The 13,804-nt window shown below is 69.8% G+C and carries 12 protein-coding genes and 1 riboswitch; of the genes, 6 read left to right on the top strand and 6 right to left on the bottom strand.

Annotated elements, in window-relative coordinates; genetic code table 11:
• Positions 1-174: 174 nt before the first annotated feature.
• The 3 genes from TTY48_RS04530 to prpD are packed head-to-tail and all read right to left on the bottom strand — an operon-like array spanning position 175 to position 3,721.
• Positions 175-1,296 (bottom strand): bifunctional 2-methylcitrate synthase/citrate synthase, encoded by a 1,122-nt coding sequence (locus TTY48_RS04530; RefSeq protein ID WP_374758680.1) that lies wholly within the window; start codon positions 1,294-1,296, stop codon positions 175-177.
• Positions 1,293-2,207 carry a methylisocitrate lyase gene (gene prpB, locus TTY48_RS04525; protein WP_220658449.1) on the bottom strand — a complete coding sequence of 305 codons (915 nt, stop codon included), beginning with the start codon at positions 2,205-2,207 and terminating at the stop codon, positions 1,293-1,295. Before prpB ends, TTY48_RS04530 begins: the two co-directional genes overlap by 4 nt.
• Positions 2,208-2,215: 8 nt before the next feature.
• Entirely contained in the window at positions 2,216-3,721 is a 1,506-nt protein-coding gene (gene prpD / locus TTY48_RS04520; protein ID WP_220656367.1) for a 2-methylcitrate dehydratase PrpD, read from the bottom strand.
• A gap of 148 nt (positions 3,722-3,869) precedes the next feature.
• Between prpD and TTY48_RS04515 the strand changes: the two genes are divergently transcribed.
• Positions 3,870-5,309, top strand: a complete 1,440-nt coding sequence (locus TTY48_RS04515; RefSeq protein WP_220656366.1) for a short-chain fatty acyl-CoA regulator family protein — start codon at positions 3,870-3,872, stop codon at positions 5,307-5,309.
• A 40-nt stretch (positions 5,310-5,349) separates the two neighbouring features.
• Positions 5,350-7,308 carry an alpha/beta-hydrolase family protein gene (locus tag TTY48_RS04510; protein ID WP_255585502.1) on the top strand — a complete coding sequence of 653 codons (1,959 nt, stop codon included), beginning with the start codon at positions 5,350-5,352 and terminating at the stop codon, positions 7,306-7,308.
• On the opposite strand, the gene TTY48_RS04505 is transcribed toward TTY48_RS04510, so the two are convergent.
• Together TTY48_RS04505 and TTY48_RS04500 are read right to left on the bottom strand one after the other, a co-directional pair.
• Positions 7,309-7,773, bottom strand: a complete 465-nt coding sequence (locus TTY48_RS04505) for a tRNA (cytidine(34)-2'-O)-methyltransferase (RefSeq protein WP_220656365.1) — start codon at positions 7,771-7,773, stop codon at positions 7,309-7,311.
• Positions 7,774-7,823: 50 nt separating this feature from the next.
• Complete coding sequence (locus tag TTY48_RS04500; protein WP_220656364.1) at positions 7,824-8,402, bottom strand: HdeD family acid-resistance protein; 579 nt, start codon at positions 8,400-8,402, stop codon at positions 7,824-7,826.
• A gap of 87 nt (positions 8,403-8,489) precedes the next feature.
• On the opposite strand from TTY48_RS04500, the gene TTY48_RS04495 reads away from it, so the two are divergent.
• The 3 genes from TTY48_RS04495 (at position 8,490) to TTY48_RS04485 (ending at position 11,200) form a co-directional block, all read left to right on the top strand.
• A complete protein-coding gene (locus TTY48_RS04495) occupies positions 8,490-9,356 on the top strand; it encodes a bifunctional methylenetetrahydrofolate dehydrogenase/methenyltetrahydrofolate cyclohydrolase (protein ID WP_220656363.1) in 867 nt (288 codons plus the stop codon).
• A complete protein-coding gene (locus TTY48_RS04490; protein WP_255585501.1) occupies positions 9,357-9,671 on the top strand; it encodes a DUF3017 domain-containing protein in 315 nt (104 codons plus the stop codon).
• Between the two features lie 125 nt (positions 9,672-9,796).
• Positions 9,797-11,200, top strand: a complete 1,404-nt coding sequence (locus tag TTY48_RS04485; protein ID WP_220656362.1) for a hypothetical protein — start codon at positions 9,797-9,799, stop codon at positions 11,198-11,200.
• A gap of 10 nt (positions 11,201-11,210) precedes the next feature.
• Here TTY48_RS04485 and TTY48_RS04480 read toward each other — a convergent pair whose 3' ends face one another.
• Positions 11,211-12,365, bottom strand: coding sequence for a homoserine O-acetyltransferase (locus TTY48_RS04480; protein ID WP_220656361.1), 1,155 nt, complete (start codon positions 12,363-12,365; stop codon positions 11,211-11,213).
• Positions 12,366-12,373: 8 nt separating this feature from the next.
• Positions 12,374-12,494: riboswitch (SAM riboswitch) on the bottom strand.
• A 160-nt stretch (positions 12,495-12,654) separates the two neighbouring features.
• On the opposite strand from TTY48_RS04480, the gene TTY48_RS04475 reads away from it, so the two are divergent.
• Positions 12,655-13,800 carry an MFS transporter gene (locus TTY48_RS04475; RefSeq protein ID WP_374758679.1) on the top strand — a complete coding sequence of 382 codons (1,146 nt, stop codon included), beginning with the start codon at positions 12,655-12,657 and terminating at the stop codon, positions 13,798-13,800.
• The last annotated feature ends 4 nt before the right edge of the window (positions 13,801-13,804 follow it).

Raw genomic sequence — 13,804 nt, 5'->3', positions numbered from 1 at the left:
GTGGGCGAGAGACCCGATCAATGTTATCCCGCCGATCGTGGATTGCTGGGCCGATCCCGCATTTGCTGGTCGCAAAGAATGCCCTGGCTAGCTAAACATCCGATGAATAATGATGGCGACCGGTTGCTTCGGATCCGCGATCGGGCGCGTGACCAGCGTAGGGGCCGGGATCAGTTAGGCCACCACCGGGCGCTGCGGGACGCCGACGTACTCGGAGAGCGGACGAATCAGCGCATTGGCCGCGGTCTGCTCGATGATGTGGGCGGTCCACCCGGTGATCCGCGCCATCACGAAGATGGGCGTGAAGACCTCGGTCTCGAAGCCGAGCAGGTGATAGGCCGGACCGGTGGGGAAGTCGAGGTTGGGCTTGATCCCGGTGGCCTCGTCCATGGTGTGCTCCAGGACGTCGTACATCCGCACCCAGACCGCGCCGTCGGTGTGCTCGGCGATCTGATGGAGCGCCGCCTTCATGGTGGGGACCCGCGAGTCGCCGTTCTTGTAGACGCGGTGCCCGAAGCCCATCACCTTCTCCTTGCGGGCGAGCTTGCCCCGCAGCCAGGCCTCGGCACGGGCGGGATCGCCGATCTCCGTCATATCGTGCATGACCGCCTCGTTGGCGCCGCCGTGGAGCTTGCCCTTGAGAGCACCGATCGCCGCGGTGACGGCGCTGTAGATGTCCGAGGTCGTGGAGGTGACCACGCGGGCCGCGAAGGTCGAGGCGTTGAAGCTGTGCTCCGCGTACAGGATCAGCGAGACCTCGAAGGCCCGCACCAGCTCGGGTGCCGGAACCTCGCCGAAGCTCATCCGCAGGAAGTTCGCGGCGAAGCCGAGCGACGGGTCCGGTGCGATCGGCGGCAGCCCGCGCCGGCGCCGCAGATCCGCGGCCACGATCGTGGGCAGCACCGCCATCATCCGCAGTGCCTTGTCGTGGTTGGCCTCGGGTCGGGTGTCGTCCTCGAAGGGATCTTCGGCGCCGAGGTAGCTGACCGCGGTGCGCACCACGTCCATCGGATGGCAAGTGACGGGATGCCCGGCGATCAGTTCGAGCAGCGAGCGATCCGCCACCCGCGCTGCGCGCTCGGCGGACTCGAACCGGGCGAGCGTCTCCGCGTCCGGGAGCTCGCCGTTCCACAGCAGGAAGGCCACTTCCTCGAAGCTGCACTTGGCCGCGAGGTCCTGGACGGCATAGCCCCGGTAGGTCAGGGAGTTGGTCTCGGGCACCACCTTCGAAACGGCGGTGGTGTCCACCACCACACCGGCGAGGCCCTTGAAGATCGTGGCGCGATCGGTCATCACTGACTCCTGGAGAGGGTGAAATTGAAGATGCCGGAATCGAAATCGTTGTAGCGCTCGTACTGCAGCAACTCGTAGAGCCGGCTGCGGTGCTGCATCCGGTCCAGCAGGTCCTTCTGGGTGCCGGTGGTGGCGATGGCCCGCAGGCCCTCCTCGGCGGCGAACATCGCGAGCCGCAGCGTGGTCACGGGATAGATCACCGCGTTGTAGCCGATCGATTCCAGGGTCTGTGCGTCGATGAGCTCCGACTTGCCGAACTCAGTCATGTTCGCCAGCAGCGGGGCATCCACCGCGGCGCGGAAGCGCTCGAAATCCGATGGGGTGTACAGGGCTTCGGTGAAGATGAGGTCCGCCCCGGCATCGGCGTAGGCCCGAGCCCGCCCGATCGCCGCGTCGATTCCCTCGATGCCCGCGGCATCGGTCCGTGCGCAGATCACGAGGTCCGGATCGCGCCGGGCGGCCACGGCGGCCCGGATCCGGCGCACCGCCTCCTCGGTTGGCACCACGGCCTTGCCGTCGAGATGTCCGCAGCGCTTCGGGTTCACCTGGTCCTCCAGATGGAGCCCGGCCAATCCCGCATCCTCCAGCACGGTCACGGTGCGCGCCGCACTCATCGGTTCGCCGAAGCCGGTGTCGGCGTCGACGAGGGTGGGCAGGTCCGTGACCCGCGCGATCTGCTGCGCCCGGGTGGCCACCTCGGTCAGAGTGGTCAGCCCGATATCCGGCAGCGCGAGATCGGCGGCCACCACCGCGCCGGAGACGTACACGCCCTCGAACCCGATCTCCTGGATGAGCTTGGCGGTGAGCGGATTGAAGGCGCCCGGTATGCGGACGATCCGATCCGAGGCCAGTCCGGCGCGCAGTGCCCTGCGCTTGTCGTTCGCCGACGGAGCCGCCGCCAACAGGCCCGAGATGTCCGTGCTCACCGGAACAGCCCACCGGGAAGCTGCGGAGCGCGGGCGAGCACCTCGTCGGTCACGGTGAACGTGAGCAGATCCAGTTCTCCGGCCCCGAGGCTCGCGGTGGCCTGCGCCGCCTCCAGGAAGCGGTCCTGTTCGTCCTTCTCGATCACCCCGTCGGCGAGGATCCGGAACTTCTGGATGTACTGCTCGCGGGCGAAGGGCCTGGCGCCCAACGGGTGCGCATCGGCTACGGCCAGCTCGTCCACGATGACCTCGCCGGACGTGAGGGTGACCTCCGCGCGAGCGCCGAAGGCCTTCTCGGCCGGGTCCGTCGAGTGGTATCGCCGCGTCCATTCGGGATCCTCGGCCGTGGAGATCCGGCGCCACAGCTCCACCGTGTCGGGCCGCTGGGCCCGCTCCGGCGCGTACGACCGCTCGTGGTGCCAGCCGCCGTCCTGCAAGGCGACCGCGAAGATGTACATCACCGAGTGGTCGAGGGTTTCGCGGGAAGCGCGTGGATCGAACTTCTGTGGATCGTTCGAGCCGGTGCCGATCACGTAGTGCGTGTGATGGCTGGTGTGCAGCACGATCTTCTCGATCTGCGTGAGATCGCCGATCCGCTCGCGCATCCGGCGTGCGAGGTCGATCGGCGCCTGGCTCTGGTACTCGGCCGAATGCTCCTTGGTGTACGAGTCGAGGATCGCCCGCTTCGCCTCGCCGGGAGCGGGGAGCGGCACCTCGTACTGCGCCTCCGGACCGCCCAGCAGCCAGGCGATCACGCCGTCCTCGCCCTCCCAGATCGGCGACGGTGCGCCCTCGCCCCGCATCGCACGATCGACGGCCTCGACCGCCATCTTCCCGGCGAAGGCCGGCGCGTAGGCCTTCCACGAGGAGATCTCACCCTTGCGGGACTGGCGTGTGGCCGTGGTGGTGTGCAGCGCCTGCCCGATCGCCTGATAGATCGTCTCGGCGGGCAGGTGCAGCAGGGCGCCGATCCCGGCCGCGGCGGACGGGCCGAGGTGCGCCACGTGGTCGATCTTGTGTTCGTGCAGGCAGATCGCACGCACCAGATCGATCTGGATCTCGTAGCCGGTGGCGAGACCGCGGATCAAATCGGCGCCGTTCGCTCCGGTGTGCTGCGCGACCGCGAGGATCGGCGGAATGTTGTCCCCGGGGTGGCTGTACTCCGCGGCCAGGAAGGTGTCGTGGAAGTCGAGCTCGCGCACCGCGGTGCCGTTCGCCCACGCCGCCCACTCCGGCGAGAACCGGCCGGGCACACCGAACACCGTCGAACCCGGCGCGTACGGGTGCGCCACCGCCTGGGCCCGCGCGTTCGCGACGGGCCTGCGCGCCAGCGAGGCCGCCGCGACCGCGGCGTTGTCGATGATCCGATTGATCACCATCGCCGCGGTGTCCTCCGGCACGGCCACCGGATCGGCGGCCACCTGCGCAACCTTCCAGGCGAGGTGCTCCTCGCGGGGGAAGTTCTCGGCCGAGCGGTGGGTGCGCACGGAGTGGGTCTGCACAGTTGGCTCCTCTTCACGGACGGGACGGTTCCTTCACACGCTATGCACGACGCCCAGCGCGCGAAAGATGTTGCAGATGTGTATCTGTGCGAACCGCACCGACGAAGATTGCGAAAGTTGCGAAAGCCGGTGGTGCTAGATTCCGACCATGCAGAGGCTGTACGTGGGTCCGCGCCTCAAGCGCCTGCGGGACGAGCGGGGCCTCACCCAGACGGCCCTCGCGAAGGCGCTGGGGCTGTCGGTCAGCTACATCAACCAGCTGGAGAACGATCAGCGGCCGCTGTCGGTCCCCGTGTTGATGCGGCTCAACACCACCTTCGACCTCGATATGGCCTTCTTCGCCGCCGAATCGGACGCCCGGTTGGTCGCCGACCTGCAGGATGCGCTCGTCGAGAACGGCGAGGCGGGAGACGTGGGGCCCGCCGAGCTCGACGATCTGGTGGCCCGGTCCCCGGCGGTGGCGCGTGCGATGGTCGCGATGCACCGGCAGCTCCGGGGCGCGACCGAGCAGGTGGAGCGGCTCTCGACGGGCGTCTCCGCGGGAGGTGCCGGGGGAGCGGTGTCGACGCCCTACGAGGACGTGCGCGACTTCTTCTACGACCACCGCAACCACATCCCGGTGTTGGACATCGCCGCCGAGGAGCTCTTCGACAGCCGCGGGCTCACCGTGGGCGGCCTGGACCTGCAACTGGCGCGGCTCCTGCGCGACGAGCACGGCGTCACCGTCCGGATCGGGGAGGGCGAGCCCGACCGGCCCGGCCCGCGTCGCAGTTTCGACGCGGAATCCGGCGTGCTGACCCTCGCGCGCCGGCTCGATCACGGGCAGCGCGCCTTCCAGATCGCCACGCAACTCGCCTTCCTCACGCAGGCGGACGCGATGGAGGGCGTGATCGGCGAGGCCGGGTCCCTGCCGACGCACTCGCGGGCGCTGGCGCGGGTGGGACTCGCGAACTACTTCGCCGGGGCGCTGGTCCTGCCCTACGAGCGGTTCCTGCGCGCCGCCGAGGAGCTCCGCTACGACGTGGACCTGCTGGGCGCCCGATTCGAGGTGGGATTCGAGACGGTGTGCCACCGGCTCTCCACCCTGCAGCGTCCCGGCCGCCGCGGTGTCCCGTTCTTCCTCGTGCGCACCGACCGGGCCGGCAACATCTCGAAGCGGCAGTCGGCCACCGCTTTCCACTTCTCCCGCGTGGGCGGGAGCTGCCCGCTGTGGGTGGTGCACGACGCCTTCGCCACGCCCGGGCGGATCCGCACGCAGGTCGCCCAGATGCCCGACGGCCGCAGCTACCTCTGGGTGGCGCGCACCACCTCGGACGCCGGGGCCGGTTACCTCGGTCAGGGGCGCGACTTCGCGGTGGGACTCGGCTGCGATCTCGCGCACGCCCACCGCCTGGTGTACTCCCGCGGGCTCGCGCTCGACGACCCGGAATCGTTCACGCCGATCGGTGCGGGCTGCAAGGTGTGCGACCGTCCGCGCTGTGCGCAGCGCGCCTTTCCTCAGCTGGGCAGACCGATCGCGGTGGACCCGAATCGGGCGGAACCGATCCCGTACACCTTTGCAGGCGCAGCGGCCGAGGACGGGGCATGATTAGCTAGCTCCGATACGGGACAGTGAACCAGGAGGTCGCATGAGCAAGGTCGACGAGTCGCCCGACGAGCCGAGCGGGTCCCGCTCGGCAGAGCAGGCCGCAGCCGACGCTCCGAAGGTGGTCGCAGCACCCCAGGTCGGCAAGCACGAGGCCGCGGAGGCGACACCCGCCGATACCGCGCCCGCGACCGCCGACGACGCGACTCCCGCGACCACCGACGACGCGACTCCCGGGGCCTCCGACGATGCGGCGCCCGCGGCCTCCGACGATGCGGCGCCCGCGCCGGCGACCGCGGTCGCCGCGAAGGAGGGGAACCTCCTCACCCGCTTCGGTGCCTGGTGGAGAGGCCGCTACACCTTCACGGGAACCGCGGTCGGCCTCGTCTTCATCTGGTTCTCCCTGACCCCGTCGCTGCTGCCCCGCGGCCCCCTCTTCCAGAGCCTGGTGAGCGGCGGTTCCGGCGCGATCGGTTACGGCCTCGGCGTCTTCGCGGTGTGGCTGGTGCGATTCATGCGGTCGCAGGACAGCAGCCCCAAGCCTCCCGCCCGCTACTGGCCCGTGCTGATCGGCGTGGGCGTGGTCGGCACCATCGGCATGGTGATCTGGTTCGACCGCTGGCAGGACGAACTGCGCGACATGATGGCCACCGAGCACCTGGTGCCGATCGACTACGTCGAGATCGCCGTGCTGTCGGTGGTGATGCTGTACATCCTGGTCGAATTCGGCAAGGCCATCCGGTGGGTCGTCCGGTGGCTCATCCGTCAGCTCGAGAAGGTCTCGCCGCCGCGGGTCTCCGCCGTGGTCGCCGTCGCCCTGGTCCTGCTGCTCTCGGTGGGCATCATCAACGGCGTGGTCGTGCGCGGCGCGATGGACGCGATGAACACCACCTTCTCGAAGGTCAACCGGGAGGGCGGCAACGACCGGCCCGAGCCGACCAGCCCGCTGCGCTCCGGCGGACCGGGATCGCTCGTCAGCTGGGCCTCGCTGGGCAAGCAGGGCCGGATCTTCGTCTCCAACGCCCAGACGGTGGAGCACCTCACCGCGTTCAACGGGACCCCGGCGATGGAGCCGATCCGCACCTACTCGGGTCTCGGTTCCATCGATGCCTCGGACCCGAACCGGTACAAGGTGATCGCCGAGAAGGCCGCCGCCGAACTCGAGCGCACGGGCGGCCTGCAGCGCAAGATCGTCGCCGTCGCCACGACCACCGGCACCGGCTGGGTCAACGAGGCCGAGGCCGGCGCACTGGAGTACATGTACAACGGCGACTCGGCCATCGTGAGCATGCAGTACTCGTTCCTGCCGAGCTGGCTGTCGTTCCTGGTCGACAAGCAGAACGCGCTCCAGGCCGGACAGGCCCTGTTCGAGGCCGTCGATAAGAAGGTCAAGTCGCTGCCCGAAGGTCAGCGGCCGAAGCTCGTGATCTTCGGTGAGAGCCTGGGCTCGTTCGGTGGCGAGGCTCCCTTCCTCTCGCCCAACAACATCCTGGCGCGGACCGACGGTGCGCTGTTCTCGGGTCCCACGTTCAACAACGAGATGTGGGTGCAGATGACCCGGCAGCGCGACGCCGGCTCGCCCGAGTGGCTCCCGGTGTACCAGCAGGGCGCGAACATCCGCTTCGCCGCCAACGCCGAGGACCTCACCAAGCCCGAGCAGCCGTGGAGCTACCCGCGCGTGGTGTACCTGCAGCACGCGTCCGACCCGATCGGACGGTGGAAGCCCGAACTCGCCTTCAGCAAGCCGGACTGGCTCCGGGAGAAGCGCGGCAACGACGTGCTCTCGTCGGTGTCGTGGGTGCCGATCGTGACCTTCCTCCAGGTCTCGGCCGATATGGCGGTGGCGGTGAACGTGCCCGACGGCCACGGCCACAGCTACGTCAAGGCGGCCGCGGACGCCTGGGCGGCGATCCTGGAACCGCCCGGCTGGAACGCCGAGAAGACGGCGCGGCTGCGCCCGATCCTCAACAGCCAGACCGGCTACAACGAGCCGAAGGAGTAGTCAGACGCCGCCGTCGAATCCCTGCTGGCGCCAAGCCTCGTAGGCGACCACGGCGGCGGCGTTCGACAGGTTCAGCGAACGCCGCGAGGGCAGCATCGGGATCCGCACCGACTCGGTGACGTGCGGATCGCCGAGCACCTCGGGCGGCAGGCCCGTGGGCTCGGGCCCGAACAGCAGGACATCGCCCGGTGCGTACTCGATCTGGTGATGGAATCGCTGCGCGTGGGCGGTGAAGGCGAAGACGCGCTCGGGACGCAGGGCGGTCCATGCGGCGGCGAGATCGGCGTGCACCCGCACGTGCGCGAGGTCGTGGTAGTCGAGTCCCGCGCGCCGGAGCTTGGGCTCGGAGAGGTCGAAGCCCAGCGGCTCGACGAGATGCAGTTCGCACCCGGTCACCGCCGCGAGCCGGATCGCGTTGCCGGTGTTGGGCGCGATCCGGGGTTCGAAGAACAGAATGCGGAACACGGGTGACGATCCTGTCACCCGTGTTCCGCATTCACCACTGCTGGGGGTGGTCAGCTCACGAAGTCCGAGACCTTCTTCTCGAACTTGCCGGCCGCGCTGCGCAGCTGGAAGGCCGCGACCACCTCGACGATGCCGATCGCGATCGCCCAGATGCCGGAGATGAGCACGAGGATCTGCACCTCGTACGGGTAGGAGACGAGCACGAAGCCGCCGATCGCGGTGAGGATGCCCAGGATGATCACCCAGACCCGGTTCGGCAGCGACTTGTTGGCGAAGCCGATGGTGATCGAGGTGATGCCGAAGAAGATCCAGCTGATGCCGATCCAGATGCCGAGCACGGTGATCGAGTTGTAGACGTCGTCGCGGAAGCAGAAGACGCCCAGGATGAGCGACAGTGCGCCGCTGATCACGGCGAGCACCCGGTGCTGCGATTCACCGACCAGGCCCGAGATCACCTGGAAGATGCCGGTCAGGATCAGGAAGACGCCGAACAGCACGCCGACGACCAACGTGGTGGGGCCGGGCCACGCCGCGATGATCGCGCCCATGACGATCGACACGATGCCCAGGAACAGCGTCGTCTGCCACGTGCTCTTGATGCCCTGCTGCAGGGGATTGTTGGTAGTCATGCTTTCAGTATCGAACGAAGTGAGGCCGAGCGCTCATCGAATCGGCTGAATGTGTTGTGCGCAGCTCGAATGGATAGACTGCTGGTCGTGACCGCACGTGTTCTGGATGGCAAAGCGACCCGCGACGAGCTCTTCGAGCAGTTCCGAGGGCGCGTGGACGCGCTGCGCGCCCGCGGTGTGGCGCCCGGGCTGGGCACCGTGCTGGTGGGCGACGACCCGGGTTCGCACTCCTACGTCAAGGGCAAGCACGCGGACTGCGCCAAGGTGGGCATCGAGTCGATCCGCCGCGATCTGCCGGCCGACATCTCGCAGGCCGAGCTGGAGGCCGTGATCGATGATCTCAACGCCGATCCGGCGTGCACCGGATACATCGTGCAGCTGCCCCTGCCCAAGCACCTCGACGAGAACGCGATCCTGGAGCGGATCGACCCCGCCAAGGACGCGGACGGCCTGCACCCGACCAATCTCGGCAAGCTGGTGCTCGGCGCCGAGGGACCGCTGCCCTGCACCCCGCACGGCATCGTCTACCTGCTGCGGCGGTACGGCGTGGAGATCAACGGCGCGCACGTGGTGGTGATCGGTCGCGGGGTCACCGTGGGCCGGCCGATCGGCCTCCTCCTGACCCGTCGCACCGAGAACGCCACGGTCACGTTGTGCCACACGGGCACTCGTGACCTGGCGGCCGAGGTCCGGCGCGCCGACATCGTGATCGCCGCCGCCGGTGTGCCGGGGCTGATCACCGCCGACATGGTCAAGCCCGGTGCGGCCGTCCTCGACGTGGGCGTGAGCCGCACCGCCGACGGGCTTCGGGGCGATGTCGCCCCCGAGGTGGCCGAGGTCGCCGGGTACCTCTCGCCCAACCCCGGTGGGGTCGGCCCCCTGACCCGGGCCTTCCTTCTGTGCAACGTGATCGACGCCGCCGAACGCGATCTGGCGCGTGCGGACGGGGCCTGAGTGACCGAGTCCGAGGTCGTCCGGTACCGCCGCGCCCGAGTGGTGCGGTCGGTGGTGGCGAACGCCGGATACGCCTCGGTGATCGGCGTGCTGACGGTGGGCATGGTCCTCGTGGGGCTCGAGTACTGGCGGCGAGGCCTCGTCGTCTTCGGTGCCGGTACCGGACTCGCTGCCGTACTGCGGGCCACCCTGCCCGATCGCCGGCAGGGCCTGTTGCGCGTCCGCAGCCGCTGGTTCGACACCACCGTACTGGCGCTCGCCGCGATTGCGATCCTGGTCGTGACCTGGAAGATCAGCCCGCTCGGAACGAAGTAGACGCCGCGCGGCACACGTCGTCTGCGGTCATCGCATTTCATCCTTCAGGATGACGTATGTAACGATTTCGTATCGGGTACGATGTGACCAGATAACGGACTAATGCGACGTGATCGGAGGTGCCCATGACCACCACGTCATTCGGCGCTTCCATCGGTCGCGGCCCGGTCCACTGCGTGTTGCTCGAATGGGAGGACGGCGAGGTCGTCGGTCAGCAGACCCGCACCATCGACCCCGGCCCCTACCGTCTGGGCCGCCGCAGCGACCTGCTGGCCTCGGGCTTCGACCTGCTCGCCGCCCGCGCCGAACGCCCCGTCGATGCCTCCGCCGTCGCCGTGCGCACCCGCCGCGATCTGCTGGCGGCGCGGTTCGGCATCCGCGGCGAACTCCGCGCCGCCGAGGTCGTGCGCGAGACCGATGCGGTGCTCCGCGCGCTCGACGACAGTGGAGCCATCGCCCGCTATTCCGTGACGCTGATCGCCGATATCGGGGCCGGTGGGATGCGGGTGCACACCGTGACCGACGGTGCCGTGACCGCGACCGCCCGCACCACCGCGGTCGCCGTTTCCGGCACCGAACCCGGATTCGATACACCGCGCGCCGCAGCGGAATTCGTCCGCGGAGTGGTCGACGGGGCCGGTACCCCGCCCGAGGCGCTGGTCCTGATCGGCGGTGGCGCCCAGCACGCCGCGATCCGCGAGGCGATCTCCGGTGTGGCCCGTACCTCTCACATCGAGACGGTGGACGTCGACGAGCCGGAAGCGGTCGCGGCCACGGGCGCGGCGCTCCTGGCCGCCGATCGGACCGCCGGCGCCGCCCCTGCGGGCACGGCCCGCCTCGGCTCCGGCTTCGGCGCCTTCGGTGGGCACAGCGTGCGGCTCACTGCGACCATCCTCCCGGTACTGGTGGTGGCGGCGCTCGCCTTCGCCGTCCTCATCACGACCTACGCGACCGGCCTCATCGGCCCCACTGGGGACAGCACCGACCGGTTGCCCCTGGTGACCGATGCCACGACGTCGGATGCGGTGCAGGGCAGCACGACTCGTGAGGAGTTCACCTCGACGACCACCACCTTGGCCGGCGGCGAGCTGGTGGTGCCGACCAACGTGCCCCGCGATCATCCCCGCGACGAGGTCACGGTGCCGCCCGTGATGACGACCTTCGCTCCGCCGCCCACTGCGCCGCGGACGCGAACCCCCGGCCGCACCGTCGGGCCGCTGCCGACGACGCCCACCGTCCCATCCACGCCGGGTACCGGTTGGCCCACGATCCTGTTGCCGACTCCGCCCACCGGCAGCCCGACGACGGGCACCCCGAGTCCGACCAGTCCCGGCGTGCCCACGACGGGTGGCACCGGAACGCCGACCGCGCCGTCGCCCACGTCCGAGCATCCGCCGCTGCCGATCGTGGGCGGTGGGGCACACCTTCCCGAGGGTGCCTCCGGGCCGGACGTACCGCCCGCGCCCGTGCAGCCATCGGCGGGGGAGCAGGCGCCCGAGTCGCCGACCGTGACCACGCCCGCGGCGTAGCGCTTGCGGCTCAGCGTGGTCGGCGGGCCAGTTCCATCGTCGCGGTGAGTAATTCGGCTACCGCATCCCTCTCCGTGAGGAAGCCGTCGTGGCCGTCGCGGGAGTGCACGACGCGCAGCCCCTCGCAGCCGGGGAGCAGATCGGCGATCTCCTGCTGCAGGCGCAGCGGGTAGAGGCGGTCGGAATCGATGCCGCCCACCACGGTGGGCACGGGGCAGCCGCGCAGGGCGGCCTCGACGCCGCCGCGGCCCCGGCCGACGTCATGGTGATTGAGTACCTCCGACAGCACCACGTAGCTGCCGGCGTCGAAGCGCTGCACCAGCTTCGACGCCTGGTGATCGAGGTAGGAGGTCACGGCGTACCGTCCTCCGTTCAGTGGATCCTCTTCGCCCTGAGGGTGATTGGCGAAGCGCGAGTCGAGTTCGATCTCGGTGCGATAGGTCAGGTGCGCGATCCGGCGGGCGATGCCCAGGCCGGCCTCGGGCGCGGGGCCGGAATCGTGGTAATCGCCGCCGCGCCAGTTCGCATCGGAGGTGATCGCCTGGATCTGCGTTGTCTGGGTGCCGATCTGATCCGCCGTGGCCCGGGCGCCGACGGCGAGCACCAGTGCGGCGCGCACCGAATCGGGATGGCTCACGGCCCACTCCAGGGCCCGGGCGCCGCCCATCGAGCCGCCGGCGACCGCGGCGATCTCCCGGACGCCGAGAGCTCGCAGCAGCTCGCGTTCGGCCTCCACCTGGTCGCGCACGGTGATCGTCGGGAATCGCGAGCCGTACCTGCGGCCGTCGGCGGCCACCGACGACGGGCCGGTGGACCCCGAGCATCCGCCCAGGACATTGGCCGAGACCACGCACCACTCGTCGGTGTCCACCGGTGCACCGGAACCGATCAGTCCGTTCCACCATCCCGCCTGGCCGTGCTCGCCGTCGGCGGGGCCGGCCGCGTGCGAATCGCCGGTCAGTGCGTGCAGCACCAGCACGATGTTGTCGGCGGCCTCATTGGGCGCCCCCCAGCGCTGGAAGGCGATCGTCACATCGTCGAGGACCTCGCCCGATTCCAGCCGGAAGGCGCCGATCCCGACCGATTGCATCGCACCGTCGGGAACCCGCGCCCAGTCACCTGCGTGACTGCGATCGGTCCTGCCTGCGGGAATGCTGATGGTCACCGAACCTCTTCTCGCGTTTGCCGCCCGGCGCGGCTGTCCGCCGGGAAACCTGGTCATCACCCGGGGCACCCCACCGCGGCGGAGGGTTGCCGGTCAGCGAGCCGGGGCTTGACGCTGACACTCATGACCTGGCCTGCATCATAACCGACCGGATTCGGGCGGCAGGGGTAGCGGGGAAGGCCCCGCCCTGTGAAGGAGTTCACAGGCGCGATGGGGAACCAATCGCGCCCGCGCGGTGTTGCACCGGCGTGTGAACCCATCCACGCGCATCAGTCTTGCCGTCGGCGCGATGGCCCTCGGAGGCTTCGGGATCGGCACCACCGAATTCGCGGCGATGGGTCTGCTCCCCGACATCGCGGCTGATCTCGGCGTATCGGAACCGGTCGCCGGCCATGTGATCGCCGCCTACGCCCTCGGCGTAGTGGTGGGCGCTCCGCTCATCGCCGCGGCCTTCGCCCGCGAGCAGCGCCGCACCCTGCTCGTCGCGCTGATGGTGGCCTTCACCCTCGGCAACACGCTCTCGGTGATCGCGCCCAACTACGAGACCCTGATGGCCGCGCGCTTCATCGCGGGCCTGCCGCACGGCGCCTTCTTCGGGGTGGCCGCGCTCGTCGCCGCGCACCTCGCCGGACCGGCGGGCCGCGGGCGCGCCGTCGGCCAGGTCCTCATGGGCCTGTCCGTGGCCAACGTGATCGGAGTCCCCCTCACCACCTGGCTCGGCGACGCCTTCGGCTGGCGGTACGCGCTGTCGGTGGTCGTGGTGATCGGCGCCGCCACGGTGATCGCGCTCCTGGTGTGGCTGCCCGCCGTCGACATCCCCGTCACCAACCCGCTCACCGAGCTCGGCGCCCTGCGCCGCCCGCAGGTGTGGTTCGCGCTGCTCACCGGTGTGGTCGGGTTCGGCGGCATGTTCGCGGTCTACACCTACATCAGCACCACTCTGACCAGTGTGTCCGGGCTGGAGAAGTCCGCGGTGCCGTTCGTGCTCGCGGTGTACGGCGTGGGCATGGTGATCGGCAACGTGGTGGGCGGTCGTGCCGCCGACTTCTCGGTGAACCGGTCGATCGTCGCCACGCTCGCCGGTCTCGTGGTGCTGCAGGCGCTGTTCTCGGCGTTCGCGCCGGAGCCGGTCGCCGCGATCTCGCTGTTCTTCCTCATCGGCCTCACCGGGTCGGCACTCGTCCCCGCGCTGCAGACGCGCCTGATGGACGTCGCGGGGGAGGCGCAGACCCTGGCCGCCACCCTCAACCATTCGGCGCTCAACATCGCCAACGCTCTCGGTGCCTTCCTCGGCGGTGCCGTGATCGCCGCAGGCTACGGCTACACGGCACCGGCGCTGGTCGGCAGCGGCCTGGCCGTCGCGGGCCTGGGCGTCTTCGGCATCGGCCTGCTGGCGGCGCGCCGCGCCCCGGAACCTGTCGGTGCCCGCCGGTAGGGTC

It is taken from the genome of Tsukamurella sp. TY48 (assembly GCF_019656655.1).
Lineage (GTDB): Bacteria > Actinomycetota > Actinomycetes > Mycobacteriales > Mycobacteriaceae > Tsukamurella > Tsukamurella strandjordii.
Note: the sequence above shows the minus strand (reverse complement) of the source record. Positions and strands in the feature narration are given on the sequence as shown.